Below are 24743 nucleotides of genomic sequence, written 5' to 3' on the forward strand. Positions count from 1 at the left end.
AATTTTATGAGAGCGATGTCAGTCACCACCGCAATGTTATTGCTTGTTTTTGGAAACCAAATTGCGATTTTGTCTGACGCGATGATTAAGAGTGTCGGTAATGATGTTGCCGTCTTCCAGTTTGTTTTTTTCCGTCAAATCTCTGCGGTATTGCTTTTATTGCCTCTTTTTGCGCTTAGTAAACCCAAAAATCTCACTGCCGGACTTAAATGGCACATTGTTCGAGCACATGTCTGGCTATTTGGTGCGGTATTCATGGTTTACGCCATCTCGTCCATGCCTTTAGCCACCGCCAACGCGATTTTCTACGCGGCACCTTTAATGATGCTGCCACTGGCTGCCCTATTCTTTGGCGAAAAACTCTCCTCTCAAACCATCGCTGCCGCAATCATGGGCTTTGCTGGCGTATTGGTGATTATTCGACCCGATCAAATCGATTTTGCCGCCCTTGCCGCTTTGGTGGTCGCACTCACTATTGCCGTGAACAATTTACTTATTCGTAAATTGCCCAAGGAACAATCGGTCGTGCATACGCTACTCATTACCAACCTAGTTGGCATCCCAGTATCCTTATGCCTAGTGTATATGGAGGGGGATACTTGGGACTGGAGCGCTTTTCCTACCGCAGCAGCTTCAAGTACTTTTATTTTGATATACGCCGCGACGTGCGTGTTGACGTATCGTGCCGTAGACAGCAATAAAATCGCCAGTGCGGAATACAGCGGACTGATTGGCGCTGTGGCTGTTGGTCTATTATGGTTTGGGGAAGTGCCCGATATTTTTATGGCAATTGGAACCTTGATGATCGTCGTGCCTATTATTTGGCTCACTAAGCGAGAAAAAAGACGCAACCGATCGCATATTAAATCAACATTAATTGACAATTAGTGATCTAGGTGTGAACAGAATGTGAATGAGGTTTGTAATATTTTTTCATATTTCATATACTTAATCGTGAACCCTGATATGGAAAATCATTATGAAACACCTTGCAAGGAAATTGCTAATCTCTTCACTGTTCGTCGCTTCATCCCTCCAAACTGTCTCTGCTAGTGAATGTGAACCCGTCACCATCGCTGACATGAACTGGAACTCTGCCACTCTCATTGCCAACATCGATAAGTTTATCCTAGAAAATGGTTATGACTGCCCAACAGAACTTGTTCCTGGCGATACCATGCCAACTGGCGCATCCATGATTTCAAAAGGACAGCCAGATATTGCGCCAGAGTTTTGGAGTAACTCCATGCGTGAAGCACTGGATGCGGGTGTAAAAGAAGGCCGTATTCAATACGCAGGCACAACACTTTCTGATGGCGGCGAAGAAGGCTATTGGGTCCCCGCTTATATGGTCGAAAAAGATCCTTCGCTTGGCACTATTGAAGGCGTGATCGCTAATGCTAAGCTCTTCAGCCACCCAGAAGATCCAGCTAAGTCAGGCTTTTATTCCTGTCCAGCAGGCTGGAACTGCCAAATTTCAGCAGGCAATCTATTTACTGCACTTAACTTAGAAGACGCTGGATTTGAAGTCATTGACCCAGGGTCAGGTGCGGGCTTGTCTGGTTCAATCGCTAAAGCTTACGAGCGTGAAGAAGCGTGGTTTGGCTACTACTGGGCACCGACTGCAGTATTAGGTAAATACAAAATGGTTAAAGTCGACTTTGGTAGCGGCGTTGATGCTGAGCACTTTAAAGAGTGCATTACCAATGAAGACTGTTTAACACCAAAAGCGACGATGTACCCACCTTCAGTTGTTGAAACCGTTGTGACAACGTCATTTGCAGAGAATTCGCCTGCCGCGATGGAATACTTCGCTAAACGTGAGTTCAGTAATGAACAGATGAATGGTTTACTTGCTTGGATGGAAGATGAGCAAGCTGACGGTGAATTTGCCGCTGAACATTTCATGAAAGAGTACAAAGATACATGGGCTGCTTGGTTACCTGCTGATGTTGCCGCTAAAGTGCAAGCTGCTATCGACGCATTGTAATTCAAGCGTATTTACAATTCGAACAGAGAGTAATCCGAACGCATTTTTAGTTCGAAAATAGCGACTCTCTGTTGCGGCGAACGAGCATTGATCATTGACGAGTGTGACACGTGAAGATCAATGCTCTCTTTATAACAACGATAAGTATGGTCGCCTTTGGATTAGCGTAATTCTTCACCTTTTCGTTTTAGGCAAAGATGCTATATCAAGCGACCTTTTTTGCTATTGAGCCATGGTTATCCTTTGAAAGGTGACCAATGACAAACCTTTGTGGTGACGCATTAAAACGGCAAAAAATAGTGGCATAAGTGGTCAAGGAGTGACAGATGTCCGATGCCAGCTGGTTGAGTGAAATTCCTCAACTTGATAGAAAACAACTACTCGATATACGAAAAACACTTGATGGTGCGTATAGAGAGTTCTCCAGAGAATACGGAGACACGATTGAATCCCTATTCGATCCGCTTCTAAGCTTCCTCATATGGTTTGAAAAACTGCTACTAAGTAGCCCTTGGTGGCTCATTATTGGCATCTTGGCAGGTCTGGCTTTTGTTGCCAGCCGCTCATGGAAACTCACCCTTTCTGTTGCCGTCGCCTTCTTTTTAATTGGTTTCTTTGGTATGTGGGACAATACCATGCGAACCATGAGTATTATTCTCGTCTCAACCTTCGTCGCCATTGCGCTGGGCATCCCTACCGGAATACTGATGGCACAATCGAAAAAAGCACGAGCGGTCATCACCCCGATTCTTGATATCATGCAAACCATGCCCGCCTTCGTTTATCTTATACCTGTGGTTATGCTACTGGGCATAGGTAAAATTCCGGGTGTTATTGCCGTTGTTATCTATGCCATTCCACCGGTTATCCGTTTAACCGACCTTGGAATACGCTTAGTGGATAAAGATGTGTTAGAAGCCTCCACGGCCTATGGCGCCAGTCCGATGCAGCGTTTATTTGGGGTACAGGTACCACTTGCCATGCCAAACATTATGGCAGGCATTAACCAAACAATTATGATGGCGCTAGCAATGGTGGTCATTGCATCCATGATTGGCGTGAAAGGGCTAGGTCAACCAGTACTTAAGTCTATTACTAACCAATACTTTACTCTTGGTCTTCTAAACGGCCTTGCTATCGTAGCCCTGGCTATTATCTTTGACCGCGTCTCGCAAAGCTATGCTAAGCGTACGCAAGCACATTTAGGAGGACGAGACTAATGACTCAGCCTCAACCTATTATTCAGATCAAAAATCTGTACAAGATCTTCGGGCCGAAAGACAAATCCTACTTGCAAGCGGTGAAAGACGGCGAAAGCAAAGATGATCTTCTTGCTAGAACCGGTCATACCCTTGGGCTGCAAAATATTAATCTTGATATTTATCCCGGTGAGATATTCGTTATTATGGGATTATCGGGTTCAGGTAAGTCGACGATGATTCGTCACTTTAACCGCCTCATAGACCCATCAGAAGGCGAAATCATCGTCGATGGCTCTGATGTGATGAAACTCTCTAACCAAGAGCTACGTGACTTCAGACGCCATAAAATGTCGATGGTATTCCAGCGTTTCGGGCTACTCCCGCACAAAACCGTTATCGACAACGTCGCTTATGGGTTGCAAATTCAAGGTTTAAGTAAAGAAGACCGTTACGCAAAAGCGGGAGAATGGATTAAAACCGTAGGGCTTGATGGGTATGAGCAACAATACCCTAGCCAACTCTCAGGTGGACAACAGCAACGTGTCGGGCTAGCTCGAGCACTATGTACTGACGCCGATATTTTGCTAATGGATGAAGCCTTTTCTGCACTCGACCCGTTAATTCGAAGTGAAATGCAAGATCAACTGATTGAACTGCAAGAGAAGCTGCATAAGACCATCATCTTTATTACCCATGATTTGGATGAAGCACTACGAATTGGTGATCGCATTGCCATTCTTCGTGATGGTGTTGTCGTCCAGCAAGATAAGCCAGTAGATATCTTGTTAAACCCGGCCGATGATTACGTTGAAGCCTTCGTAAAAGACGTCAATCGAGCAAGGGCACTGACCGTTGAAACCGTCATGCAACCGCCTATTGCTCGTATTACCGCAGAAACTCTGGGTGAAGCCATTGCACAAATGCGTCGATCGTCAGAAGATTATGGTTACGTCGTCAACGATGATGGTTACCAAGGTGTCATCACGCAAGAAACGTTAGACCAAGTCGAGCAAAAAGATTATCACAAAGAAATCCCGTCTCAGATGCTTGACGATGTCCCTGCCGTTCAAAGTGATGCGCTACTTGAAGCCGTTATACCTGAAACACTAGACAGTGATCATCCACTGCCTGTTGTCGACGACAACGGCGACTTACAAGGTCACCTTTCAAAATCAACACTTGCCGATGTGTTAAGTGATACCTCTCAATCAGGCGATGAAGAGAAACCGTCTGCGGTAAAGAATAACGCTGCATAATCGCAGCGCTGATACTGAGCCTTGAGAACTCCCTACATATAACGCTTAATCACACCTTTTTGGTTGTGATTAAGCGTTATTCGTTTGCCACCGAAACCTTCACTAAACATACCCCTAAAAAATACACCAATCCCACACCATCAACACAAAAAATAGTATGCCCAGCCACTATATAATGCACCAAGTGCAATTTTGCCCACCTTCATATCTGACACCTAAATACCACCGCTTATATTTTGCACACCAATAAACACAATCGATACCGTACAGCCGCTTATCCCTATAATTCAGATAGTTGCCTCACGCCCCCTAGTGACCTGAAATCCATGTGTCTATAGAATGCGCGCCCAAACCGTTTTACTTCACTCCCTACAGAGAACCTGAACATGAATCAAGTATTCAATTCTGCACATATTACAAAAACTGTCCTACTCACACTTTGGATTGTCGCGGGCACCGCCATTCTTCAAGAGTTTGGTATTCACGACAAATGGCCTGCTTTCCTTGCGCTAATCTTCTTCTTTGAAGCGAAATTCGATTTGAGCAAATTAAAGAACATCTTCGCAGCTGGCATCGCTGGTATTGCAATGGGTATGCTTATTCCTTCTGTTCTTGGCGCGCTAGCACCATATGTAGGTGGTCTAAACGCATTTTACATCTATGTAGGTGGCGTTGTTCTTATTACTATTGGTCTAGGACCTGTTGCGCACTTTGCGTTTAGTTACATTACCTTTGCTTACGTGGTTATGTGTATCCTACACAAAGATCACGTTGTTGAGCATGGCTTCTCATGGATGGCAACAGGCCTTCTAGGCGGCGCAATGTACATTGCTGGTGTGACTGTTATCGCTAAGTTCCTAGCTAAAAAACAAGCTAAGGCAGAACTGCAAGCAGCTAACAGCTAACAGCTAACAGCTTAATAAGGCCTTGATATTCAACTATCTAGGCCTTTCTCTTTCATTTTATAGATATTTCTTGTACAACAGTCAGTATCTTAGCTTCTATTCCGGATACGACTGAATGAAAAACCTGCCATGGAATGCCTGGTTACTTGCTACCGTTCAACCGTTTGTGTTATCGGTCGGCGCATTAAATGTGTTTCTTGGTGGTATTATTGGTGCATCCCTGCACGACTCCCCTGCTTATGCTACGCTTCCTGTCACCACGTTGATCCTTGGTGTCTCGCTCAATGTTTTCCCCGCGGCAAAAATTCAACGACTTATCGGCCGGAAAAATGCTTTTATTATTGCTGCAATCGTTAGCAGTCTCGCTGCTTTTTTTGCTAGTTGGAACATTGAACAAGGTCACTTTTGGGGCTTCACACTCAGCACTTTTATCCTGGGCACCCAGCTCTCCTATGTGGGGCAATATCGCTTTGCCGCTATAGAAAGTTGTCAAACCCCTTCTCAACATCCATCGGTAATTAGCTTAGTGTTAGTCGGCGGAATCGCCGCCGCATGGTTAGGTCCAGAACTGTTAAATTTGGGGCAAATGGTGGCAATATTTGACTCGGAATATGCCAATGCCTATGTTGCATTAGGGATACTTGAAGCGGTGGGGGCGTGTATTTTAGCTGTCGCGATGAAGCCACTCGACGTTAGAGAAACCGATAGCAATTCAGGACCAGTTCGAACCATACCACAACTTTTTCAACAGCCTATATTATGGCTAGCGATCGGTTCAGGGCTAACGGCCTACGCGGTGATGGCATTTTTGATGACAGCCACACCTTTAGCAATGTCTGAACATGGACACGATATTCAAAATGCAAAGTGGGTTATTCAGAGCCACGTTATGGCGATGTACCTTCCGTCTTTAATCACACCACTCATTATTAAGCGTATCGGTCTCTATAAACTGATCACAGTTGGCTGCGTGGTCTTTCTTGGCTGTATTGTTGTTGGCTTAGCCGGTCATTCTGTCCATCATTACTGGTGGGCACTGGTTGCTTTGGGAATAGGCTGGAATTTTTTGTTTATCGGTGGCACAAGCTTATTACCACAAACTTATCAACCACATGAACGCTTTAAAGTCCAAGCGGTGAATGACTTTTCCATTACCACTTTCCAGGCAGCCGGATCGCTAGGCGCTGGTATTGTGCTGTTCTCCCAAGGCTGGACGTGGATGCTAATTGCTTCTCTATTTCCAATAGCGCTGCTTATGCTTCTTAATTTTTCCGTCAAGAAGGTCTAACAGTCCACCAGCCATGTCTTAACACCCACCTAGCCAATCACCACATTGGTTAGCTACCGCATTAGATTCTTCTGAACATCGTCAACACTACGCTTTTTTTAACTGGCGTTCTTGAAATAGAATTATGCTATAGTCGCCGCCACTCGCGAAAGGAGCATCGTGAGCTATCTTTACAAGTAAACAAGGCTTGGAGCTTTGCTCACTTTATATAAAGCGATAAGGCAAACGATATGTATGACGATGTAGTGATCATTGTAGATCGATTAGGCAATCAAATTGGTGTAGAAGAAAAGTTAAACGCTCATCGATTAGGCCTAAGGCATTTGGCGTTTTCCGTATTGCTTTATCGTAAAACCAGCGATGGGTTTGAATATCTACTGCAAAAACGAGCGCTAAACAAATACCATAGTGGTGGTCTGTGGACCAATACCTGCTGTTCTCACCCGCGTCCAGACGAAAAAATCACACAAGCGTCCTCTCGACGCCTTTATGAAGAAATGGGCATTGAAGATAAACTCAATCTTGAAGAGATTGGGTGCATTAGTTACTGCGCCAAATTTTCTAATGGTTTAACGGAAAACGAGCTCGACCATGTGGTGATTGCTAATATTGATGACATTAGCACCCGCTTAAACCCCGATGAAGCCAGCGACTGCAAATGGTGGAAAGAAGACGAGCTCGACGCTAATTTACATACTCATCGCGATGAGTTTACCGCTTGGTTTACCCTCGTTTATAACAAAGTGAAACAGCATATCCATAACCTAGAGCTAAACAGCTAAACAGCTAAACAGCTAAACAGCTAAACAGCTAAACAGCTAAACACGTTAGGGTAACGGTTTACTACTACCTTTAAAATGACCATTTTATGTTAGCAAACAACAGTGTAGAGGGCGTTTTGCCAAACAAGCTCTCTGCGCTACCATCAAATCTTTGCACTACGGTAAGCAATTGCCAATCTTCGGCTAATGAATATCGGTTAGATAAGCCAACAAAGTACGACCCGTCTTGATAGTAACTTGCTGATGCCGTGAACTGACTCAGCGGTGACAGATCAAAGCTCACATCGGCATACCCCGTATAGCGAGTAAAACTAAGTGTTCTTGCCGTTAATGGTAAGGTTAAATACGTCGCGGCATCAAACGTCTGTTGAGGCTCACTAATATATAGGACGGAAGCCCGAGCAAGCCAATTACGTTGCCCGCCAAAACTATAATCCGCTTCAACGCTAGACACTAGAGTTTGCTTGTAAGCTTGAGGTTGCTGGTAAGTTTGGGGTTGATAATCCTTCAACCAAGGATCAAACCAAGTCAACTCACCTCGAATACCTGCGCCTTTGATGTCCCCGGCAAAACCTGCACCGATCACATTATCCACCCCCGAACGTCCTAGCAAAGTTTGCACATCCCAACCTTGAAGATTAAAGAGATAACGGGCGGAATAGCGCTGTAAGTTACTGTCTTTACTTGGGCTGTAAACCACATCTAAACTACTGGCAAAGCCTAGCTTGCGGCTAATCGAAATAGCGTCGGTTCCTGATTTTTCCTCATAGTCAAAGTCATAGATTGAATACGCATTGTACAGATCGTTTGGATTCCATATCGTATTCATCGCCCAATTAATACGATAGCGCCCAACACGAGAGCGCCACTCCTCTCCCTGCCAATCCAAATACAAGCGGTCAAATTGGCTATTTACGATAACCTTGTCGTTATCCACAATATTACGTGATAGATCAAAATACCCGGCATCCCACTCTGTCACTTGTGAATAATAGGGCAACGACACACTGTCTCCCATCAGTACTCTATTACGCATCCCCGCATTAAAACGAAATGACGGAGTAAAGCGGTACTCATAGTTAAAGCGTTGATGAATAAGGTGATCCAATGCGTTATCACTATGATCAGGTACCAACCCCGTTGCCATATATTTAACGTACCCCCCTAGATCCCAGTTACTCTCCGGCACGAGCCCTGGGATCTCCGCTTTGACCTTTATCATGTAGCAGGCTGCACCCACAATAAAAATGGTCGTTACTAATTTCTTTAGCATCATTGAATCATTACGCCTGCTTGTGCCGTGAGGTATGGGTAGATCGTTAAACTGACGATTAACAACATACTATTATTGACCACTTTGCAACGTGTCTGACACGAGTTGCCCGTCTTCAAACACAATCACTCGTTTTGCTCTCTTAATGACTCGAGGGTCATGAGTAGAAAAGATAAATGTGGTCCCCTCTCCTTCATTTAGCTTTTGCATAATGTCTAACAGTTCACTCGTGCTTTTTGCATCTAGATTTGCTGTTGGCTCATCCGCCATTACAAATCGGGGCTTAGACGCAAGCGCACGCGCAACGGCCACTCGTTGCTGCTGCCCACCCGACATTTTTGCTGGACGTTTATGCTTTTGATTCGATAGTCCAACCTGATCCAGTAATTCATTAGCACGTCGACGACATTTACCCTCTTCTACGCCTTGTAATTGCATAACAAACTCTACATTCTCCATCGCCGTCAATACCGGCAGCAAGCTGTAGTCTTGAAAAATGAAACCAATATGATCACGTCGAAATGCAATACGTTGCTTCTCAGATAACCCAACAATATCTTGCCCATCAATGATAATCTGACCTGACGTTGGCTCATCAATACCGCCTATCATGTTAAGTATGGTGGTTTTTCCTGAGCCTGAAGGCCCCATAATCGCGACAAACTCACCCGGTTCGATCGTCAGAGACAGCGCTTGCACGGCATGAACTGGAAATTCACTATCTGCATTATAAATCTTGGTCAAAGCGCTCATTGATATTGTCATAACTTAAACACCCACTACTCGATAAATCATGGCATTCCACACCATAAATTGAAAAGTCATACGCAAAAATCCGATTTGTTCGCTAAGGAATCCCATTACTAATTTCTCTCTGCCATAGCTTCTACGGGTCGTTGCTTCAAAATTTGCCTTGCTGGATACAGCGCTGCGATGCTAGACGCAAACAGAACCGTAATAAGCACCATTAAGTACTGGTCCACACTGACCTGAGGATATAAAACCGTATCTACGCCATATACTCCAAGACCGTCTGAATGTGAACCAAGGGAAATTCCGGTGACGTTCAATACCCCAATAACGAGTACACTGCTAAACACACCTAGTACCGCCCCCACACAGCCCAAAAACAATGTCTCTGAAATTATTAGCATAAAAATCTTAAACTTAGGCATACCGACGGCCATCAATACACCAAACTCTTGAGTGCGTTCAAACACTGACATCAGCATAATATTGATAATGCCAAACCCCATTGCGACAACAAACACAATCAGCATCACTTGATTGCTCACATCCATGGTTGCCATCATTGACGCAAGTAATGGCTGTATATCAAACCATGCTCGGGCTTCATTATCTGGCGACAGTAAAGCGTTGATTTTAGTCACCAATGTTGCGATGGATAGGCGACTGTCTGCGCCCAGTTCAGCAGAGGCTAAAATAGAGAACTCATGCACTTCGTAAAGGTGCGTTATCTGTTGGATGTCGGACTTCTGAACGAGAACATTGCCCTCATCATAATTCGTAGATGGTGTTTTGAAGATACCTTTAACCCGAAAGGCCGCGCCCGTGACCTCCCCAAATTGGTCGGTTAATGTCAAAACGACTTTCGAGCCTACTCTTAGCTTTAATCGTTCGGCGCTCTTCTGTGATACTAAGATCGGGTGCCGCCCTGTTCCATCAAACCACGAGCCGTCAATAATATGTTGGGATAGTGGGGTAAAACTCGCTTCTACCTCGGGATCGACACCGACAATTCGAACACCCCGTGTACTGCGGGCAGACGCTATCATCCCATCAATTAAAAAGCGGGATCTCCATTTCAATACGTCGGGTTGATTATCTAAACGTTCCGCGATCGCTTGAGCATCAACCACGTAGGCATTAATATCCGAATTTTCTTTAAACTGCTTATTTTGAATCTGTAAGTGACTGGTTTGCCAAGCAATAGCGTTGTGTACCATGTTATCGACAAGCCCATTCATAAAGCCCATCATAGTAATAACACCAGTCAAACCAAACACCATTGCCCCGAGCATGATGCTGGTTCGTAGTTTATTTCTCCAAAGGTTTCGCCACGCCAATTTAATGATCATGACCACCTCCTTTTAACGCACTAACCAGGTTAAGGCGTAGCACTTTCCAAGTTGGACCGATTAGACAAATGAGTAACATTAGTGTGACCGCAAGCGCCTGATTAATAATAAGCCCCAAGTTAAGATAGACGGGAAGAATAGGTTCAAATCCAGCTTCCAGCATGACCTTAGCGGCCTCGCCAGTGATATGAATAGGATTAAAATAGAAATAGCCAAGAATTGGCATGGCGACGGCGATACCAAGCGCAATCCCTAAAATACAAATAAAGCTTGATTCAATAAATAACAAAGACACCAACTTTCCTCGGCTCATGCCGGCCGCTAACATAACCGCAAACTCTCGTTGGCGCTCCAATGTCATCATCATGACCGTCGCAAACAAACCAAAGCCGACAATGCCATAAAGCAAGTAGATGAGAAAAATACCGCCAGCTCGATCCATCTCTATTTGTTGCGCCATTTCTGGTGAAAGATCTTTCCAATCTCTTATTCGAATGTCATCACCAAAATGATCTGTTAATGATGCTTCTACCGAATCAACGTCGCTAAGTGTTTGTGTGTGTAAAACCCAAGATGTCAGTTGGTTTCCGGTACTGTATAAACGCTGCGCCTCGCTTATTGGCATATAAACGAGCCGATTATCCAAACTCATTACCGGAAATTTAAGGAGCCCATTTACAGTGTAAAGACCCGAAGCTGTCTGACCTTGGTAGCCTTGACCATACAATATTATTTCGTCACCCACCTCTAATCGTAGATATTTGGCCAGCCCTTCACCAATGAGTACACTGCTACCTTTTAGGGAGTCACTATCAAAACGAAAACGTCCTTGAGAAACCTTTTCACTCACGCCAGAGTAACGATCTTCCAGTTCGGGGTTTACACCCAACACCATAACCCCTTTTGAACGTTCACCCGCCGCTGCCAATGCGACACTTTCCAACCTTGGTAGGATATATTCGATGGATGGTTCAGACTTAAGGTAAGCAAAATCATCCAAATTAGCGGACAATAGATCATCAATACTCGCATTGTCTGCGTAATCAGGATCTTGTAACTGAATCAACCCAGTATAAAAACGTGCTGCGTTATCGATATTGGCATTATAACTCCCTTCCTGAAAGCTGCGCGTCAGCAAAGACAGGCAAAGCGCGAGCGCGAGTGCAGCAGCCGTCAATATCGTTCTTCTTTTTTGTCGCCATAGATTACGCCATGCAAGCTTAACCAGCATTGAGTCCCCTTTTGTTACTGTTTCGCATCAACCACGGCCTAAGTGACAACGATTATCGCAAGGTTTTCATTTGGCTTTGTGAGAAAAAGCCGTCTTCAATAGCAAAATCAAATTGTGCTGCATGGGTAATCATTTCGGTCTTATGACCTGGTTTATCCGCGGGTACCATTTCCATACGTGTCGCAACCATTCGATTACCTAACGTCTTAACATCAAAACTCTGCATCGTGCTGACTTTTTCATCAAACTCATCATGAAATTCCGCTTTGCGCTGTAAATAAGAGGTTTGTGAGATCCAAAGCCTCACTTTGCTCCAGACAACAGGTGCATCAGGCTTAGCGACCGCATCAATCACCCACGTATTCACACCATCGAAACTTTCTTCACCCACTAGCTCATGGGTATAGTCCACCACAATTGACGATTGGTTGATGAGATCGTCGTTGGTAAAATCCGATCCCATCCAAGATTGCCCCAGCATTGAAGGGGCTATTTTAATTACTCGCTCGATGTTTGGAATCCAGTTCCACATTTCGCGATCACGTTTTAGCGACGCTGAGCCCTTATCCTTTGCCGGCGCAGTCACTAACACTAGTGACAAGGCCTGATTTTTAGTCCAGCTCTTCATGCTCATACTACGCGTCCACTCTGGTCGAATGATCCTCATCGTGAGTTCTGAATAACTGGCATCACCGCGCATAGATTGATCAGATTGCTCGATTATCTCAGTTGGGGTTTGAGCCATTAGCGCAGTGCTAGGCAAATAAAAAGCCAAAAATAGGATATGAGCCATCAACCTCATCGATACTTACCTCTATATCGTCATCGCGCCAAAATAGTCGTCGCATTACATTGTGTAAACTATAGCAATTTCATATGGTAATAGTTGTGATCATCGCCACTACCTGTTTTTAATACCACCAGAATTGTGTGTCGCCCTGTATCTCGACAACGTTCGCACCACATAAGTGCAGGCGCATTCCACCCCAGTTCAATATGGTGCAAACACTGAATGAAATCATGAATATCAACCAACAATCAGTTACTTAATTACTGGCTCAATTCTTGTAAGGTTAACTCCATAGTCAATCACTCGTGCACCAAACAGGAGAGTCAACATGCAAGATATTCTCACGATCGTTCTCGCAGGCGGAATGGGGTCACGCCTTAGCCCCCTTACCGATGACCGAGCAAAACCGGCGGTGCCATTCGGCGGAAAATATCGAATTATTGATTTCACCCTAACCAATTGTCTCCATTCTGGACTAAGACAAATATTGGTACTGACTCAATATAAGTCACACTCCCTTCATAAACACATTCGAGATGGTTGGTCGATATTCAACCCTGAACTCAAAGAGTTCATCACCGTCGTTCCTCCGCAAATGCGTAAAGGAGGAAAATGGTATGAAGGCACGGCTGATGCTATCTATCACAACATGTGGTTACTATCGCGTAGTGAGGCCGAACATGTCGTTGTGCTATCTGGCGATCACATCTACCGCATGGATTATGCCGCGATGATTGATGCTCATAAGCAAACTGGCGCCGAACTGACCATCGCTTGCATGGATGTACCAAGAGAAGAAGCCTCCGCCTTCGGTGTTATTGAAACCAATGACAAGCAACAAGTAATTAATTTTAAAGAAAAACCCGATGATCCCGCGTCGATGCTCAGTGACCCATCCAAGTCTTTAGTGTCGATGGGCATTTATGTCTTTACTATGAAAACACTGCAAGATGCGCTTCATCAAGATGCGGAATTAGAATCCTCTAGCCACGATTTTGGTCATGACTTAATCCCTAAACTCATTGATAGTTCAGGAGTCTACGCCTACCATTTTGGGGAAGAGACAGGTCGAGTCGCAAAAGACTGCTACTGGCGAGATGTCGGCACAATCGACTCATTTTATGAAGCAAACATGGATTTACTTGAGCCCGTTCCCCCCATGAATTTGTACCAAAAAAACTGGGGAATACGAACTTATGAGCCACAACTGCCACCCGCTCGAACCGTCTCCTCCGCAACAGGCAACGAAGGTATTTTCATCAACTCCATTATTTCAAACGGTGTAGTGAACTCAGGGGGCTCGGTGCACCGTTCGGTATTGTCGTCGAATGTCAGAATTAATGATGGTGCCACCGTTGCCGATAGCATTCTATTTGATGGTGTGAGCGTCGGTGAGCAGTGCCAACTTCAGGGGTGCATTATTGACAAGCATGTCCTCATCCCCGATGGCACGGTTATTGGTCAGAACCCAGTCGAAGATGCGGCTCGATTTACTATTTCCAGTAAAGGTATTGTGGTCGTTCCAGAAGGCTACCAATTTTCCTAATATCGACTTATATCTATTTAAGCCGACTTATATCTATTTAAGCCGATTTAAACCCATTTATATTTATTGGAACGCCCGTCTAACACAAAGCCCGCCAGAGCAATAGAGTCAGGCGGGCTTATTCGTTAATTTCATTTCACATGATATATGTTACGTCATGCGTCGCTCTGTATTACAAAGTACACACTTCTTCCCAACTACCATCACTGCCAGGTACAGAATTGGTCCACCATTTTGCTTTGTACACCACCCCATTGTGACTCATCTGATCTCCACCACTGGCATGACTCGGGTTTCCTTGCCAATCCGTTTGCGGGAAGTTAGGGTAAGCGTTAACCCCCGTAGAGTTACACGTGCCCGGCGTTCCGCCATTACCGCCACCGTTATTACCACCACCAGTCGTCAAATCACCTAGTGGTAAATCTGGTTGTTCAAATGCAAACGCATAATCCACACCATTCACGTTAACCGTATAGTTGGCTGGGCCAGAAATAGGTAAGTAGTAAACCATATCTAGCTCATACGTCGCACCAGCGGGTAAGTTTTTCCAACTTGGTAGCGTAAAGGCCACGCGGTGCATCGGCCCATCAAGCCCACCGATATTATTTGCTCGAGTATGTCCAGAGGCAATGACTTGAAGACCGCCACCAGACTGATCTTTTGCGTTATCCGGCGCAGATACAGGAATATCGAATTGGAATTCAGTGCCACCCGGTATATCGCTGCCTGTGTTATTGGTAAAGGTTACTTTAGGGTTGATTGGATAGTTTTGGTCACCGACTTTGAAGCCACCAATGGAAACAGAAATATCTACCGCTTCCGTTGGTATTACGCCAGTGGCAACGCTATTTCCATAAGGTGTCGCACTAAGGAATTTATCGTACATTGCCTTAGTCATGCTATTACCCATATGGTATTCACCATTACCCGACGCACAGGCTTGTTCAGTAAGATCGATCGCGCCACGATTTCCGTTTGCGTCAAAGATGTAGCAATTATAGTCGCCCGCTAGCTCCCAGAACATGATGCCACCAATTTCTTTGTCAATGACGTAGTTCGCTTTGGCATTGATTGAATCAACATCCTCTGTCGACAGGAACACTTTTTTATCTGCGTTCCATAGCCATGGCGCGACAGCGACACTGTCATAGTGACGAGTATAATTCCCAAACAAAGCATCATCAGGATCATTAACCGGATCTAAACCGTATGCGGTTGCATAAGAACCCATAATGCCTTTTTCTAAGTTCTTTGCATGCCACATAGGGTTAGAACCTGCCCCCATTTCGACACCATTGGCATCCTTATCGTGCCACATGTTGTCTATGCCTAATGCCCCATAGCCACAATTGTTCTTCTCACCTTCACCTGTACCAGCCGCACATTCTGCTTGATTAGGTAACGGTGCACGCCCCCAAAGTCCATCCGTGCCGCCAGTAACATTTTGCCAACCACGTGTGTAATAAGGTACGCCAATATTAATTCGACCCGCTGGCATTGAACCGCGGAAATAGTGGTAAGCCCAATCGGTGTTTAAATACCCAATACCACCATAGGCAGCCGTTCCATATACATTCCACTGAGCCAACTCTGAATCTTTGCCCGTATCATATAAGGCAGCATTATGACCCACATGATCATTCCAAGCGCCGTGTAAATCGTAAGACATGATGTTGACGTAATCCAAATACTTGGTTACGGCCATGGTTTCCATTCCTCTCAACAAATAGCCGGAGGATGGCGCTGCAATGGTCAACATATAGTGAATGCCGTCTTGCGCACTAGCTGCATCCAATTTTTCACGGAGTACTTTCATCAACACGTGATAAGAGTTCATTAAATAGGCACGTCGAGATTCCGAGAAAGCCACATCATCTGGATTGCCTGCTCCTGCCATTGATGTAGGGTACTCATAATCAATGTCTAGCCCGTCGAACTGGTAGGTTCGCATCATTTCTACGGCTGAAGTCGCAAAGGTCTCAATACCCTGTTGGTTAATCGACCCGTCCGCATTCGTCGTCATGGTATAAAATCCACCATCAGCAACTCGGCTACCATCTGCGGCAAAATGACCACCAGTCTCTGCCCAGCCACCAATCGAGATCAGTGTTTTCACGCCATGTTTCTTTTTCGCGGTTGCTAGAGCGCCAAAGTGACCTTTAAAACCTAGAGCCGGGTCGACCTCTACACCTGGCCATTCTTTATTTACTGCTGGATTGCTAGGATCGTTAACGTCACCAACATTAACCTTGCCATCAGACCCAATACTGACAAATGCATAGTTAATATGGGTCAATTGCTCCCAAGGAATGTCATTCACTAAATAGGAGGATTGAGGGTCATCGCCTGAACGCCAACTGGTAAAGTAACCAATGACACGTCTAGGGTGATCCGCCCCCATAATTTCCCGCCCTTCAGTATCATACGCTGTACAATATGGCACATCGATACCCGCTGTTTTATAGAGCCCATCCGGACGACATTCCGAGTTTGCTACCGGTACCGCATTCGCTTGCATGTGGAAGGAAGTCGAGCAGATAGCCGCTAAAATACTGACTTTTCCCCACTTTCTCGTACGTTTAATACTATTAGTGAATTCCATTACCATTCTCTCCTTAGATAGTGTCTAGTGCTGGTTCTGCCATCGCTATCGATCCCTAAAGCGCAATACGATTGTTAACAAGGCATTTACATTAACCAAATCCACTTTAGCTTTGAAGAAAATAAAGTGTGCGTTTTTCGTTCTTATTGAGAGTTTTGTAGGCAAAAAAACCCGTTTGACTCGCAATTAAATGCGTAATCTATGTAAACCGACACCACTTATTTTGCATCGATAATGCATTTATCAATTACGATAAATCACCAAAATATGTTTACTTAATGGGACTATTCTCTCCTTTACTCATGCTATTAAAACAATCTGTCGTCAATGCTTGGACTATTTTCTCAGCACATCAGACACCTCACTCAACACAAATGAAATCAATCAATTAACCCATAATGATGCACCAAGGTAATGATTGTGTTATTAATTTGGTTTTCACATTCTTCAACCGAAAAAAAGGAGCCTACTGGCTCCTCTGATTTAATCTATGACAACAAACTCATTATTATCGATATTCAGGCAGTTCCGTCCTTAAGCCCTTTATCAAGCTAAAACACATCAGCAGTAATACAAATACGAACGGAAGCGCGGTAGCCACAACGCCGGATTGCAATGCTTGTAATGCTTCTTTACCGCCAATCCACAACATGACACCCGCAATTGCGCCTTCAATACAAGCCCAAAAAATCCGTTGCGGTACTGGTGCATCAATTTTGCCACCAGCCGTTATACTGTCGATGACCAAGGAACCCGAATCTGATGAGGTAATAAAGAAGACCAAAATCAGTACAATTGAAATCACTGAAAGTACTTCACCATATGGCAGAGCGTCGTACACGTGAAACAAAGTCAGTGAAATGTCCGTGAGTCCTGTCGCGCCGAGTTCACCAATATTGTTCATGACTTGATCAATCGCGATACCACCAAATACCGACATCCAAATCACAGTGACCACGGTTGGAATACAAATAACCGCCAACAGAAACTCTCTAACCGTACGACCTTTAGAGACACGCGCGATAAACATCCCAACAAATGGTGACCATGAAATCCACCAAGCCCAGTAAAATACCGTCCAACCATGCATCCAAACGGTATCATCACGACCATGAGGAATACTCAGCTCAACAATATTGCCTAAATACCCGGCCGTCGTCGTCCAAAGAGAAGACAGAGCGACGTCAAAGCTAACAGCGGTCACAAACACCAACAATAAAAACGCTAAGATCATGTTAACGTTACTAAGTACCTTCACCCCGCCATCAATACCACGAATAACGGAAACAACAGCGATCATTGTGACAAACACAATGACACCAAGTTGCATCCCAATTCCACCATTTAGGCCAAATACGTAGTTAATGCCACTTGTCGCTTGCTGAGCGCCTAACCCAAGAGAAGTTGCCAGACCAAATAATGTGGCAAGCACCGCCATAATATCAATGATATGCCCTAACCAACCCCACGCGCGATCACCAAAAACGGGATAGAACGCAGAGCGAATGGAGAGCGGCAATCCTTTGTTATAAGTAAAGAAGGCTAGAGATAGCGCAACAATGGCGTAGATACTCCAGCCATGAAAACCCCAGTGGAATAATGTCGCGCCCATAGCAAGTGACTTTGCTGCTTCCGTATTAGGTTCAACATTCAGTGGGGTGCCCCACCAGTCGGTGAAATAAGCGGTAGGTTCTGCTACCCCCCAAAAGAGTAGGCCGATACCCATGCCAGCTGCGAATAACATCGCGAGCCAAGAAATCGTGGAATGTTCTGATTTAGCTTCCTTCCCACCAATGCGAATTTTTCCTAATGGTGAAACCAGCAATGCTAAAGCAAAAAATATAAAGAAGTTGGTCACCCACATAAAGAAGACGTCAAAGTCTTGGATGATGCCATTTTTAACACTGTTTAACGCGCTAAGCGCTGTGGAAGGTTCAACGATGAGAAGTGAAAGTAGACATAGGATGACCAGTGCGGCGCTTGTCCCGAATACTGGGTTATGAATATCAAACCCCCATTTTTGTACATTGTCCTGACCGACCTGATAGTCCGTCGTCTCAATACTATATTTCTTTAATGCTTTTTCCATAAATACAACTAATACGCTTCCTACTTGTTTTACTCAAATGAGAAAACAAAAAAACCGCCCTCCATTTATTTAGAGCTCTAATTAATAATTCGGCGCAAATGCTAACACATGTTAAAAAATGGTTCAAATCCAACCTATTCCAGAGTAAAAAACCTGGTATATACTCATATACAAGCACAAAAAATCGTTACGTACTCTAAGTAATTTTCTTTATGGTATTTTTATCGAAACATGGATCACCATTACGAGTATAAAACTTACGGGGGGGGAGTAAGCTTTATACGAAAGTTCCATACCCATCCGTTATAGTATTCACCAAAAAAGACACGCCCCACCCTTTCCATAATTCGCACCTATACCTTTCGAAGTTGCTGGCCAATCCGCGTGATGTCAGATCACAAAAATACCTCTGATGCGATTATAAATGGATCGAACAAAAAACAGTTGCCCTATACTTGGTCAATAGTACAATTTTTAATGACAAGATTTTCAATAACAATAAGTTACCTAGGAATTATGCCATGAAGAAACCTTCCATCATTGCCATCACTATTTTGTCTACTTTTCTGTTTGGCTGCAGTGCCAATACGACACAAGGTGCCGCAGAAGGCGCAGCTGTCGGTGCGGTGTCTGCAGGAATGCTAGGTGCACTCACCGACCTTATTGTTGACGGAGAAGTGAATACGTATCGTCTCAGCCGAAATGTCACTGCTGGCGCTTTAGCAGGCGGCACAGCAGGAGCTGTTGATGGCTACTCAAAGGACCAAAAAGAAGAAGCAAAACAAGCGGCGCAACAAGCTACAAAGCCTAAGCCGACACTTGATTTCGGTCCGGATATAGACGCCTCAGTTAACGCTCTGATTGCTTGTCAATATGACTCCGCATTTCGCTCAGCATTGGCGGCAGAACAGGCTTCCCAGCAATCTTATCAAGAAGCAGGCGTTGCCATGCAAGCGCTGATTGACTACGACAGAGACAACTCACAAGGGGTCGATAATGCGGTCAACCGCTTCATCAAATTAAGCCAATCTGTTAGCTCTACTCAAGAAGCAAAAACGCAGCTGAAATCTTTGCATAAAGAATTGCAACAAGAGCGCCAAATCGCTGGAAAACCGCCGACTTGTAGCTAATCATTTTTAACTATTTTTGGGGTTTCCCTTGAACCCCAAAAATACACCCCCACCATAGTATTAACCCATCCTATACACTAAACCTATCACTTATCTATGCGTTAGCTGCTCTATGCATCAGCTTTCTCTGGGCATCAACATCGGTGTCTCGGCATAGTACTTTGAGTCAAAAGGGGCAATTTCATGAAATTTAGCTACGTTAATACCACGGTCATTCATTTTGGGGTTGGACAAATCAGTGCGTTAGCCACTAATGTACCAAGCGACGCCAATGTGCTCGTTGTTTATGGCGGCGGGTCGATAAAAAAGAACGGCGTTTATGAACAGGTTGTCGCCGCACTTAGCGATCATCGCTGGATGGAGTTTTCGGGCATTGAAGCTAACCCAACCAAAGAAACCTTAGATAAAGCGATCGCGATAGCGAAATCTGAGTGCATTGATTTCATTGTCGCGGTTGGCGGTGGTTCTGTCATTGATGGCGCTAAATACATTGCCGCAGCAGCGCTGCATGACGGTGACAGCTGGGATCTCGTGACGGGCAAATATACCGTTGAAACCGCCATCCCACTTGGCGCTATTCTAACGCTTCCGGCCACTGGGTCGGAATCCAACATGGGGGCAGTAGTCACCAAACGATCCACGAATGAAAAACTCGGCTTTATGTCGCCTGCAGTTCGACCGGCTTTTGCTGTTCTTGATCCGAGTGCAATGAAAACACTGCCGGAAAGGCAACTCATTAATGGACTGGTTGATGCGTGGGTTCATGTCTGTGAACAATACATCACCTACCCAACGGGCAATATGGTTCAAGATGGCTATGCGGAAGTGCTGCTTAAAAATCTTCTCGTGCTCGGACGTCAATTTGAACAGCAAGATGACGCTTGGCGTGAAAACCTAATGTGGACAGCCAATCAATCACTCAACGGTCTCATAGGCGCTGGTATGCCTCAAGACTGGGCGACTCATATGATTGGCCATGAATTAACCGCCTTATGGCACGTCGACCATGCGCGCTCTCTCGCCATTGTTCAACCTTCTTTACTTCGTGCTCAAATTGAAGCAAAACGAGCGAAACTAGAGCAAATGGGGCGAAATGTCTTTGGATTAGCCGATAGTCCGTCATTAGCAGAACATACCATCGTCGCCATTGAGAGCTTCTACCAGGGGTTAAATGTCGATCTCGTGTTGTCAGAAGTACCTGGAGATAAAAGTGACGCTATTGAGCAGATTATTGCTAAGCTAAAACAGAATGGCTACCTCGAAATGGGTGAAAATAAAGGCATTACCCTTGATGTCACTCGTACCATATTAGCAAACGCACTGTAGTCTAACACTGCACTTAACCGACTTTAGCTCTAGACACGAAAAAGGCGTTAAACGGAAGCTTCAGAGGAGCTCTATTTAACGCCTTTTTATCTCGTCAGTGGTGTGACATCGCCATATCGTCAATAAAACGATGACCTATACCGCTGCGCTAGCGTGATTTTACACTTTCACGTTTTACCAACGTTGGCTCTAATTGAATGAGATCAGGCCGCTCAACACGCTTCTCTATTTTATCGAGTAGCGTTTCTACCGCCGCTTTCCCTAAACGATACTTAGGTTGATGGATCGTTGTTAATGACGGTGTCATAAATTTAGCAATATGAATATCATCGTAACCGATAATGGATAGCTCATCAGGAATTTGGATATTCCGTCGGTCGGCGACATTAATAACACCCATGGCCATCATATCATTACAAACAAATAATGCTGTTGGCAAACGACCGCGCTCGACGAGTGTATTAAGCGCCTGCGCACCACCTTCACACTCAAAGTCTGCTTCCACAACCCAGTCTGAATTTAGCTCAAGATCGGCTTCCTCAAGGGCTTTTTTGTAACCATCGAAACGCATTTGTGCTTGCTGTCTATTTAACGGCCCTGTGATACAACCAATTTCCTGATGACCAGACTCGATTAAATGCTTGGTGGCAAGGTAACCACCAAAAAATGAATTGTCTTGAATTTTATCACTTTCAAAGTGAATAGGGCCCCAATCCATCACTACCACTGGAATCGTCGGATATTGCTGGAAAATATCAATTTTCTCCCCTTCTAAGGTGGAGCACATCAATATTAAGCCATCGACGCGTTTTTGCATCAAGGTATCAATGGATGCACGCATTCGCTCAGTATCCCCCTCTGTATTACAGAGGATAAGATTGTAGTTTTCTTGATAACAACTGCGCTCAACGCCTTTTACAACTTCACCAAAGAAAGGGTTCGTCGACGTTGTCACCAACATGCCTATCGTTCTTGTTCGATTCATTTTCAAACTTCGGGCAAGCGCAGATGGCGCATAGTTTAGCTCTTTTGCCACCTTATTCACGCGCTCTGATATCTCTTCGCTAACAAATCGCGTTTTATTGATGACATGGCTAACCGTCGAGGTTGAAACCCCTGCATGCCTTGCAATATCCTTCATCGAAGCCATTTAGCCTACATCTCCATTCTAGCTTTGCTGCGAAATAAACTCGTTCACTTCATCTAAAGTTGGAATCGACGTTTGCGCGCCGAAACGTGTCACTGAAATCGCGGCTGCCGCATGGGCAAAAATAATGGCATCCTCAATACTTTCACCACGTATTAATGCCGTGACAAATGCGCCATTAAAGGTATCGCCTGCCGCGGTGGTATCGGTCGCGTCTACTTTAAACCCTGGGATACGATTACCACGTCCGTTTTGGCTTAACCAAACCCCTTGAGAACCCAGCGTAATCATAACAATTTCAATGCCTTTATGATGCAATAAACTTGCTGCTCGTTGAGCTGATTCATCATCGGTAACCGTCACGCCCGTTAACACTTCGGCTTCGGTTTCGTTGGGTGTTATCACATCAATACACGATAGTATGCTATCGGGCAACTCACGCGCTGGTGCAGGATTTAGGATGACATTCGTTTTCGACTGCTTAGCAAGTGCGACTGCATACTCAATACCTTCTAACGGGGTTTCCAGTTGCGTCAGTAAGTAACTGGCACCATCGATCAACGTACGATGTTTTTCCACCTGCGTCTTAAGTAGTTTGGCGTTGGCTTCCGCTGAAATACAAATGCTGTTCTCACCGCTATCAGCGACTTGTATCATCGCAATACCGGTGGGAGTATCGGCTTCCACCGACACACCTGCCACGTTGATGCCATCGACTTGAAAAGCTTCACGTATATTTACGCCAAACGGATCATCACCAACGCATGCAATAAACCCAGTATCCGCTCCTAATCTTGCCGCAGCGACCGCCTGATTCGCCCCTTTTCCGCCAGGGATAACTTGGTATCGGTGACCGTGTAACGTTTCACCAGGTCTTGGAAAAGAAGGCACCTGTAAAACGTGGTCTGCATTGACGCTACCTAAAACAATGAGCTCATTCATATAGTGTTCCTTGTAACTAGGAATAAGAAAACTTTGGACTAACCGATTAGTCCAAAATACTCTCTGTCAAAAATGCATGACGTTATTGCGGCCCGCCTGACTAACGAAAAGAGCAAATACCGCTTCCAATAAAGAACTGACTTCAATAGACGCCCTCATTGCAGGCGTCTATTGACCAATCAGCGCACGTTACTCGTTAATGATCTTAAGAGGAACCGGAATATACACTTCTACCGTTTCACCTTTTAATACTTTAACTGCCGTTTCCACGCCTAGCGCGCCAATCATATCGGGTTGCTGTGCAACGGTTGCCGCTAACTTGCCACGTTTTACCGCTGCAATGCCATCGTCAGTACCATCAAACCCTACGATCATAACGTCTTTGCCCGCCGCTTGTACTGCACGTAATGCTCCTAATGCCATTTCATCGTTTTGAGCAAATACCGCTTGAACATCTGGGTTTGCCGCAAGCAAGTTCTCCATGACGTTTAGACCTTTAGTACGGTCAAAGTCGGCTGGTTGGCTTGCCAATAGCTCCATATCAGAACCTTTGACTGCATTCATGAAACCTTCACCACGCTCACGCGCTGCAGACGTACCGGCAATACCTTCAAGCTGAATGACTTTTGCTTTTTCGCCTACTTTTTCCATAATGAAATGACCCGCCATTTCACCACCAACAACGTTGTCAGATGCAATATGGCTTGCCACATCACCACGGCTTGCGCCTCGATCGAGTGTCAGTACTGGGATATTTGAACGATTGGCCATACGGATGGCATTCGATACCGCATCAGAATCTGTTGGGTTAATTAGAATCGCTTTCACACCACGAACCGTTAAGTCTTCCACATTGGAAAGCTCTTTGCTTGGATCATTTTGTGAATCTAAAACGATAAGGTTGTAGCCAAGTTCTTTGGCTTTTGCTTCCGCACCGTCTTTCATTGTTACGAAGAAAGGGTTATTCAGTGTCGACACAACGATCGCCATTGTATCTTGTGCTGTTGCGGTCGCAGACATAGAAGCTGATAGTACAGCTGCTGAGATAAGCGTTGCCAATTTTTTCATGGTCTATTCCTTTATATATTGTATGTAGGGGGTGTTACTAATAAATGTAAAATGGTTCTAATAGTTCTGGGTACCTC

The 24743-nt window shown here is 44.9% G+C and carries 20 protein-coding genes; 10 read left to right on the plus strand and 10 right to left on the minus strand.

The genetic code is table 11. The annotated features are described in order from the left end of the window. Window positions 1–6: 6 nt before the first annotated feature. From MD535_RS21005 to idi, 7 genes are all read left to right on the plus strand, one after another. On the plus strand, window positions 7–888 hold the full coding sequence (locus tag MD535_RS21005; RefSeq protein ID WP_265677021.1) for a DMT family transporter: 882 nt from the start codon (window positions 7–9) through the stop codon (window positions 886–888). Between the two features lie 91 nt (window positions 889–979). Continuing rightward, on the plus strand, window positions 980–1990 hold the full coding sequence (locus MD535_RS21010) for an ABC transporter substrate-binding protein (protein WP_265676987.1): 1011 nt from the start codon (window positions 980–982) through the stop codon (window positions 1988–1990). Between the two features lie 326 nt (window positions 1991–2316). Further along, complete coding sequence (locus tag MD535_RS21015) at window positions 2317–3210, plus strand: ABC transporter permease (protein ID WP_250615964.1); 894 nt, start codon at window positions 2317–2319, stop codon at window positions 3208–3210. Beyond that, the gene (locus tag MD535_RS21020) at window positions 3210–4448 is read left to right on the plus strand and encodes a quaternary amine ABC transporter ATP-binding protein (protein WP_265676988.1); all 1239 of its coding nucleotides are present in this window, start codon (window positions 3210–3212) and stop codon (window positions 4446–4448) included. Before MD535_RS21015 ends, MD535_RS21020 begins: the two co-directional genes overlap by 1 nt. A gap of 386 nt (window positions 4449–4834) precedes the next feature. After that, a complete protein-coding gene (locus MD535_RS21025; protein ID WP_265676989.1) occupies window positions 4835–5353 on the plus strand; it encodes a hypothetical protein in 519 nt (172 codons plus the stop codon). A 115-nt stretch (window positions 5354–5468) separates the two neighbouring features. Next, window positions 5469–6641 (plus strand): MFS transporter, encoded by a 1173-nt coding sequence (locus MD535_RS21030; protein WP_265676990.1) that lies wholly within the window; start codon window positions 5469–5471, stop codon window positions 6639–6641. Window positions 6642–6871: 230 nt separating this feature from the next. After that, window positions 6872–7423, plus strand: a complete 552-nt coding sequence (idi, locus tag MD535_RS21035; protein WP_265676991.1) for an isopentenyl-diphosphate Delta-isomerase — start codon at window positions 6872–6874, stop codon at window positions 7421–7423. A 70-nt stretch (window positions 7424–7493) separates the two neighbouring features. Here the strand turns inward: idi and MD535_RS21040 are convergent, their stop codons facing one another. From MD535_RS21040 to MD535_RS21060, 5 genes are all read right to left on the minus strand, one after another. After that, a complete protein-coding gene (locus tag MD535_RS21040; protein WP_265677023.1) occupies window positions 7494–8696 on the minus strand; it encodes a hypothetical protein in 1203 nt (400 codons plus the stop codon). A 72-nt stretch (window positions 8697–8768) separates the two neighbouring features. Next, window positions 8769–9461: an ABC transporter ATP-binding protein gene (locus MD535_RS21045; protein WP_265676992.1), complete on the minus strand. Its 693-nt coding sequence runs from the start codon at window positions 9459–9461 to the stop codon at window positions 8769–8771. A gap of 98 nt (window positions 9462–9559) precedes the next feature. Further along, window positions 9560–10795 carry an ABC transporter permease gene (locus tag MD535_RS21050; protein ID WP_265676993.1) on the minus strand — a complete coding sequence of 412 codons (1236 nt, stop codon included), beginning with the start codon at window positions 10793–10795 and terminating at the stop codon, window positions 9560–9562. Then, entirely contained in the window at window positions 10785–12026 is a 1242-nt protein-coding gene (locus tag MD535_RS21055; RefSeq protein ID WP_265676994.1) for an ABC transporter permease, read from the minus strand. The genes MD535_RS21050 and MD535_RS21055 overlap by 11 nt, the downstream gene beginning before the upstream one ends. Before the next feature lie 52 nt (window positions 12027–12078). Continuing rightward, window positions 12079–12771 (minus strand): outer membrane lipoprotein-sorting protein, encoded by a 693-nt coding sequence (locus MD535_RS21060; protein ID WP_265677024.1) that lies wholly within the window; start codon window positions 12769–12771, stop codon window positions 12079–12081. Window positions 12772–13144: 373 nt separating this feature from the next. Between MD535_RS21060 and glgC the strand changes: the two genes are divergently transcribed. Beyond that, entirely contained in the window at window positions 13145–14362 is a 1218-nt protein-coding gene (glgC, locus tag MD535_RS21065; RefSeq protein WP_265676995.1) for a glucose-1-phosphate adenylyltransferase, read from the plus strand. Window positions 14363–14534: 172 nt separating this feature from the next. Here glgC and MD535_RS21070 read toward each other — a convergent pair whose 3' ends face one another. Together MD535_RS21070 and MD535_RS21075 are read right to left on the minus strand one after the other, a co-directional pair. Further along, entirely contained in the window at window positions 14535–16964 is a 2430-nt protein-coding gene (locus MD535_RS21070; protein ID WP_313897283.1) for a chitinase C-terminal domain-containing protein, read from the minus strand. Between the two features lie 508 nt (window positions 16965–17472). After that, window positions 17473–19053, minus strand: coding sequence for a BCCT family transporter (locus MD535_RS21075; RefSeq protein ID WP_265676996.1), 1581 nt, complete (start codon window positions 19051–19053; stop codon window positions 17473–17475). Between the two features lie 521 nt (window positions 19054–19574). On the opposite strand from MD535_RS21075, the gene MD535_RS21080 reads away from it, so the two are divergent. Continuing rightward, a complete protein-coding gene (locus tag MD535_RS21080; RefSeq protein ID WP_265676997.1) occupies window positions 19575–20183 on the plus strand; it encodes a hypothetical protein in 609 nt (202 codons plus the stop codon). Between the two features lie 183 nt (window positions 20184–20366). Continuing rightward, the gene (locus MD535_RS21085; protein WP_265676998.1) at window positions 20367–21509 is read left to right on the plus strand and encodes an iron-containing alcohol dehydrogenase; all 1143 of its coding nucleotides are present in this window, start codon (window positions 20367–20369) and stop codon (window positions 21507–21509) included. 148 nt (window positions 21510–21657) lie between these two features. Here the strand turns inward: MD535_RS21085 and MD535_RS21090 are convergent, their stop codons facing one another. The 3 genes from MD535_RS21090 to rbsB form a co-directional block, all read right to left on the minus strand. Further along, a complete protein-coding gene (locus tag MD535_RS21090) occupies window positions 21658–22659 on the minus strand; it encodes a substrate-binding domain-containing protein (protein ID WP_265676999.1) in 1002 nt (333 codons plus the stop codon). A gap of 18 nt (window positions 22660–22677) precedes the next feature. Beyond that, on the minus strand, window positions 22678–23598 hold the full coding sequence (rbsK, locus tag MD535_RS21095; protein ID WP_265677000.1) for a ribokinase: 921 nt from the start codon (window positions 23596–23598) through the stop codon (window positions 22678–22680). Window positions 23599–23787: 189 nt separating this feature from the next. Continuing rightward, complete coding sequence (rbsB, locus tag MD535_RS21100) at window positions 23788–24666, minus strand: ribose ABC transporter substrate-binding protein RbsB (RefSeq protein ID WP_265677001.1); 879 nt, start codon at window positions 24664–24666, stop codon at window positions 23788–23790. Window positions 24667–24743: the final 77 nt, after the last annotated feature.

The organism is Vibrio qingdaonensis, assembly GCF_026191675.1.
Lineage (GTDB): Bacteria > Pseudomonadota > Gammaproteobacteria > Enterobacterales > Vibrionaceae > Vibrio > Vibrio qingdaonensis.

Coding starts and splice junctions, on each gene's coding strand:
- rbsK (WP_265677000.1), bottom strand. CDS start 23,598: ATGAATGAGCTCATTGTTTTAGGTAGCGTCAATGCAGACCACGTTTTA.
- MD535_RS21005 (WP_265677021.1), top strand. CDS start 7: ATGAGAGCGATGTCAGTCACCACCGCAATGTTATTGCTTGTTTTTGGA.
- MD535_RS21090 (WP_265676999.1), bottom strand. CDS start 22,659: ATGGCTTCGATGAAGGATATTGCAAGGCATGCAGGGGTTTCAACCTCG.
- MD535_RS21070 (WP_313897283.1), bottom strand. CDS start 16,964: ATGGAATTCACTAATAGTATTAAACGTACGAGAAAGTGGGGAAAAGTC.
- MD535_RS21015 (WP_250615964.1), top strand. CDS start 2,317: ATGTCCGATGCCAGCTGGTTGAGTGAAATTCCTCAACTTGATAGAAAA.
- rbsB (WP_265677001.1), bottom strand. CDS start 24,666: ATGAAAAAATTGGCAACGCTTATCTCAGCAGCTGTACTATCAGCTTCT.
- MD535_RS21085 (WP_265676998.1), top strand. CDS start 20,367: ATGAAATTTAGCTACGTTAATACCACGGTCATTCATTTTGGGGTTGGA.
- MD535_RS21040 (WP_265677023.1), bottom strand. CDS start 8,696: ATGCTAAAGAAATTAGTAACGACCATTTTTATTGTGGGTGCAGCCTGC.
- MD535_RS21050 (WP_265676993.1), bottom strand. CDS start 10,795: ATGATCATTAAATTGGCGTGGCGAAACCTTTGGAGAAATAAACTACGA.
- glgC (WP_265676995.1), top strand. CDS start 13,145: ATGCAAGATATTCTCACGATCGTTCTCGCAGGCGGAATGGGGTCACGC.
- MD535_RS21010 (WP_265676987.1), top strand. CDS start 980: ATGAAACACCTTGCAAGGAAATTGCTAATCTCTTCACTGTTCGTCGCT.
- MD535_RS21030 (WP_265676990.1), top strand. CDS start 5,469: ATGAAAAACCTGCCATGGAATGCCTGGTTACTTGCTACCGTTCAACCG.
- MD535_RS21080 (WP_265676997.1), top strand. CDS start 19,575: ATGAAGAAACCTTCCATCATTGCCATCACTATTTTGTCTACTTTTCTG.
- MD535_RS21075 (WP_265676996.1), bottom strand. CDS start 19,053: ATGGAAAAAGCATTAAAGAAATATAGTATTGAGACGACGGACTATCAG.
- MD535_RS21060 (WP_265677024.1), bottom strand. CDS start 12,771: ATGGCTCAAACCCCAACTGAGATAATCGAGCAATCTGATCAATCTATG.
- MD535_RS21055 (WP_265676994.1), bottom strand. CDS start 12,026: ATGCTGGTTAAGCTTGCATGGCGTAATCTATGGCGACAAAAAAGAAGA.
- MD535_RS21045 (WP_265676992.1), bottom strand. CDS start 9,461: ATGACAATATCAATGAGCGCTTTGACCAAGATTTATAATGCAGATAGT.
- MD535_RS21020 (WP_265676988.1), top strand. CDS start 3,210: ATGACTCAGCCTCAACCTATTATTCAGATCAAAAATCTGTACAAGATC.
- idi (WP_265676991.1), top strand. CDS start 6,872: ATGTATGACGATGTAGTGATCATTGTAGATCGATTAGGCAATCAAATT.
- MD535_RS21025 (WP_265676989.1), top strand. CDS start 4,835: ATGAATCAAGTATTCAATTCTGCACATATTACAAAAACTGTCCTACTC.